At 72.3% G+C, this 5139-nt stretch carries 2 protein-coding genes; both read right to left on the bottom strand.

From position 1 onward, the window contains the following. The coding region (locus tag AB0I68_RS38670; RefSeq protein ID WP_363182132.1) for a type I polyketide synthase at positions 1-3746 on the bottom strand (3746 nt) is incomplete at its 3' end. Between the two features lie 67 nt (positions 3747-3813). Next, a partial coding sequence (locus tag AB0I68_RS38665; RefSeq protein ID WP_363182131.1) for a beta-ketoacyl reductase occupies positions 3814-5139 on the bottom strand: 1326 nt, incomplete at its 5' end.

Below are 5139 nucleotides of genomic sequence, written 5' to 3'. Positions count from 1 at the left end.
TCCGCGAACACCTGCGCACCCTCACCCAGCAACAACCAGTCGTCAAACGACCCGGCCGCAGCCGCCGCCGTCCACTCCACCCGGAACAGGGAGTCGTACGCACCCGTGCGCTGCCCGAGCTGGTCGGGCGAGAAGGCACGCAGGGTCAGGCTGTCCACCGAGGCGACCGGCGCACCGTCCGCGTCGGCGATGTCCAGCCGCACCGCGTCCCGGCCGGCCCGGGAGAGCCGTACGCGCAGGGCGTCCGCACCCGTGGAGCGGACGGACACGCCGGACCAGGAGAACGGCAGCCGTCCCTGACCGGTGTCCTCCACCAGCGAGCCGAGGTTGATGGCGTGCAGCACGGAGTCCAGCAGGGCCGGGTGGATCGTGAAGTAGGCGGCCTCCGGAGCGGTTTCACCGTCGAGGGCGACCTCGGCGAAGACCTCCTCACCGCGGCGCCAGGCGGCCCGCAGGCCCTGGAACACCGGGCCGTAGCCGAAGCCGGAGTCCGCGAGCACGTCGTACAGGCCGTCCACCGGCACGGGCTCCGCGTCGGCCGGCGGCCAGGCCGCGAGGTCGAACGCCCGCGGCTCGGTCTCGTGCTCGGCCAGGACCGCGGTCGCGTTCCGCACCCACGGGTCGTCGGCCGCCGCGCGGTCGTCGCGGGAGTGGAAGACCACGGAGCGGCGGCCCGAGGCGTCGGGTGCCGCGACCGTGACCTGGAGCTCGATGCCGCCGTCCTCGGGGAGGACCAGCGGTGCGGCCAGCGTCAGGTCGTCGACGAGGTCGCAGCCGACCTGCTCACCGGCCCGCAGCGCCAGCTCGACGAAGGCCGTACCGGGCAGGAGGACGGAGCCCATGACCGTGTGGTCCGCGAGCCAGGGGTGGGTGGCCACCGACAGTCGACCGGTGAGGAGGAGGCCATCGGCGTCGGCCAGGGTCACCGAGGCGCCGAGCAGCGGGTGGTCGGCGGAACGGAGACCCACGGTGGTGACGTCCGCGCCAAGGGTGCCGGTGTCGAGCCAGTAGTGCTCGCGCTGGAAGGCGTACGTGGGCAGGTCGACGCTCTCGGCTCCGGTACCGGAGTGGTACGCGGTCCAGTCGACGGCGAGGCCGCGGACGTGCGCGAGGGCGAGGGCCGCGGTGACGGTCTCGGCCTCGGTGCGGTCCTTGCGGAGGGCGGGGGCGAAGGCGGCACCCTCGCCGGAGACACAGCCCTGGGCGAGGGCCGACAGGACCCCGTCGGGCCCGAGCTCGAGGTACGTCGTCACGCCCGCGGCCTCCAACACCCGGACACCGTCCAGGAAGCGAACGCCCTCACGGACATGCCGCACCCAGAACTCCGCGGAACCCATCTCGCCGGAGACAAGGGCACCAGTCAGGTTGGAAACAACCGGGATCCGCGGAGCGGCGAAGGACAGGCCCTCCACCACTGTGCGAAAGTCCTCCAACATCCCGTCCATGTGCGGCGAGTGGAAGGCATGACTGACCGTCAGCCGCTTCCACTTGCGGTCGGCGAACGAAGCCAGCACGGCATCCTCATCACCCGCGATGACCACGGACGTGGGCCCGTTGACGGCAGCAATGCCGACGCGGTCGGTCAGCAGCGGCAGCACCTCGTCCTCCGACGCCTGCACCGCGATCATCACACCACCCGACGGCAGCGCCTGCATCAGACGACCCCGCGCGGCAACCAGCGTGCACGCATCGTCCAGCGAGAACACACCCGCCACATGCGCGGCAGCGATCTCACCGATCGAATGACCGGCGACGAAGTCCGGCTTCACACCCCACGACTCCAGCAGCCGGAACAACGCCACCTCGACCGCGAACAACGCGGGCTGCGCATACTCCGTACGATCCAGAACGGCCGCATCCCCGCCGAACAGCACCTCCTTCAACGGAAGTTCGAGTGCGGCGTCCATGCGGGCGCAGATCTCGTCCAGCGCGTCCGCGAACACCGGGAAGGCATCGCACAGCTCACGCCCCATCCCGAGCCGCTGACTGCCCTGCCCGGTGAACAGGAAGGCCAGCTTGCCCCGGGCCCCGGCCTCGCCCCGGACGATCCGCGTCGAGGCGGTGTCGCCGGACGCCAGTGCCGCGAGGTCGGCCAGGGCGTCGCTGCGGTCGCCGGCCAGGACGACGGCGCGGTGTTCGAGGGCGGCGCGGCCGGCGGCCAGGGTGCGGCTGATGTCCTCGGCACGCTGGTCGGAGTGGGCCCGCAGATGCGTGAGCAGGCGCTCCGCCTGGGCCTGCAGGGCCTCCTCCGTACGGGCCGAGACCGGCCAGACCAGGACGGGGGGTACGACGACACGGCGCGGCGCGGCGGTCTCGCCGGCCTCGACGGGTTCGACGGCGTCGGCGGGCTCGGCCGGCTCGGCGGCGGGGGCCTGCTCGATGATGGTGTGCGCGTTGGTGCCGCTGATGCCGAAGGACGACACGGCGGCGCGGCGCGGGCGGCCGGTCTCCGGCCAGTCCACCGTCTCGCGCAGCAGCGACACCGCGCCCGCGGACCAGTCGACCTTGGTCGACGGCTGGTCCACGTGCAGGGTCTTCGGGATCCGCCCGTACCGGATCGCCATCACCATCTTGATGATGCCCGCGACACCGGCGGCGGCCTGCGTGTGCCCGATGTTCGACTTGATGGAGCCGAGCCAGAGCGGCCGGTCCTCCGTGTGCTCCCGGCCGTACGTGGCCAGCAGGGCCTGTGCCTCGATCGGGTCGCCCAGCGTGGTGCCGGTGCCGTGGGCCTCGACCACATCGACGTCGGCGGCGGTGAGCCGGGCGTCGGCCAGGGCCTGGCGGATCACGCGCTGCTGCGAGGGCCCGTTGGGGGCGGTGAGGCCGTTGCTCGCACCATCCTGGTTGACGGCCGAGCCGCGGACCACGGCCAGCACCCGGTGGCCGTTGCGGCGGGCGTCGGAGAGCCGCTCCACGAGGAGCATGCCCGCGCCCTCGCCCCAGCCGGTGCCGTCCGCGGCGTCCGCGAAGGACTTGCAGCGCCCGTCGAAGGACAGGCCGCGCTGGCGGCTGAACTCGGTGAAGGTGCCGGGGGTCGGCATGACCGTCACGCCGCCGGCGAGGGCGAGCGAGCACTCGCCCTTGCGCAGGGCCTGCATGGCGAGGTGCAGGGTGACGAGGGAGGAGGAGCAGGCGGTGTCTACGGTGAGCGCCGGTCCCTCCAGGCCGAAGGTGTAGGAGACGCGGCCGGAGGCGATGCTGCTGGAGGCGCCGGTGCCGAGGTAGCCCTCGACCTCCGGCGGTACGGCCCGCAGCCGGGACGCGTAGTCGTGGTACATGACGCCCGTGAAGACGCCGGTCCGGCTGCCGCGCATCGAGGTCGGGTCGATACCCGCTCGTTCGAAGGCCTCCCACGAGGTTTCCAGCAGGAGCCGCTGCTGCGGGTCCATCGCCAGGGCCTCACGGGGCGAGATCCCGAAGAACTCGGGCTCGAACCGGTTGGCGGAGTGCAGGAAGCCGCCCTCCTGCACGTAGCTCGTGCCGCGCCCGTCGGGGTCCTCGTCGAAGAGGCGCCCCGTGTCCCAGCCCCGGTCTGTCGGGAAGGGGGAGACGGCGTCGGTCTCGCCGGAGACCAGCCGCCACAGGTCCTCGGGGGACTCGACGTCCCCGGGGTAGCGGCAGCTCATCCCGATGATCGCGATCGGCTCCTGCTCCTCCGACTCGACCTCCTGGAGGCGGCGGCGCGTCTCGTGGAGATCGGCCGTCACCCGCTTCAGGAAATACCGGAGCTTTTCCTCGTTCATGCGTGCATCCCTCGTGCAGAAGCCAGACAGTCAGAGTGGTGGGAAGGGGCGGGGCGGAGCTGCCGGGTCATGAGATGCCGAACTCCTTGCCGATGAAGTCGAAGAGGTCGTCGTCGGTCGCGCTCTCCAAGGCCTCGGCCACGTCGGCTCCGTCGGAACCGGTGGCCAGGGCGCCGGCCTCGCTCCAGGCGGCCAGCAGGGCCTGGAGGCGTTCGGTGATGCGGTCGCGGCCCGCGTCGTCTGGCGACGACGTGACGAGGGTCTTCTCCAGCCGGTCCAGCTCGGCGAGGAGTGGGGGTACCGCTGCCGCGCCGTCCTGCCAGAGCTCGTCCCGCAGGTACTCCACGAGCGCCGTCGGCGTCGGGTAGTCGAAGACGAGGGTGGCGGGGAGGCGGACGCCGGTGGCTCCGCCGAGCCGGTTGCGCAGTTCGACGGCGGTCAGCGAGTCGAAGCCGACCTCACTGAACGACCGTACGGGGTCGACCGCTTCGGGTCCGGCGAAGCCGAGGACTCCGGCGACGTACGAGCAGACCAGCTCCAGCAGCGCTTCGTCCCGCGCGGCGGGTGCGAGGCCGGTGAGGCGCTCGCGCAGTTCCGCTCCGCCGTCCGTGCCCGTGGCGGTGGTGGCCGCGGCCCGGCGGGCGGGCGTACGGACCAGGCCGGTCAGCAGCGGCGGGATCATGCCGATGCCCGCCTGGGCCCGCAGAGCGGCCAGATCCAGCTTCACCGGCACCAGCAGCGGCTCCTCAGCGGCCATCGCAGCGTCGAACAGCGCCACGCCCTCGGCGGCCGTCAGGGCCTCGACGCCACCGCGGCCAAGGCGGGAGACCTCGCCGGCGTCCAACGTGCCACCCATACCGCCGACCTCGGACCACAGGCCCCAGGCCAGCGAAGTCGCAGGCAAGCCCTGGGCCCGGCGGTGGGCCGCCAGCGCGTCCAGGAAGACGTTGCCCGCAGCGTAGTTGGCCTGTCCCGCACCACCGAAGACACCAGCGGCGGAGGAGAAGAGCACGAACGCCGACAGGTCCATCTCACGGGTCAGCTCGTGGAGGTTCCAGGCCGCGTCGACCTTCGGGCGCAGCACCGCCGACAGCCGCCCGGCCGTCAGCGAGCCGACCACACCGTCATCCAGCACACCGGCCGTATGGACCACCGCGGTCAACGGATGCTCCGCCGAAATCCCGGCCAGCACAGCGGCCAGAGCCGCACGATCGGCCACGTCACAAGCCGCCCAGACGACCTCGGCACCCAGACCCGCCAACTCCGCCGACAGCCCGGCAGCACCCTCCGCCGACACGCCCCGACGGCTCACCAGCAGCAGACGACGCACCCCATGCTCTGTAACCAGATGACGCGCGAACAGCCCGCCCAGCGAACCACTCGCACCCGTCAC

This window comes from Streptomyces sp. NPDC050448, assembly GCF_040655295.1.
Taxonomy (GTDB): domain Bacteria; phylum Actinomycetota; class Actinomycetes; order Streptomycetales; family Streptomycetaceae; genus Streptomyces.
Note: the sequence above shows the minus strand (reverse complement) of the source record. Positions and strands in the feature narration are given on the sequence as shown.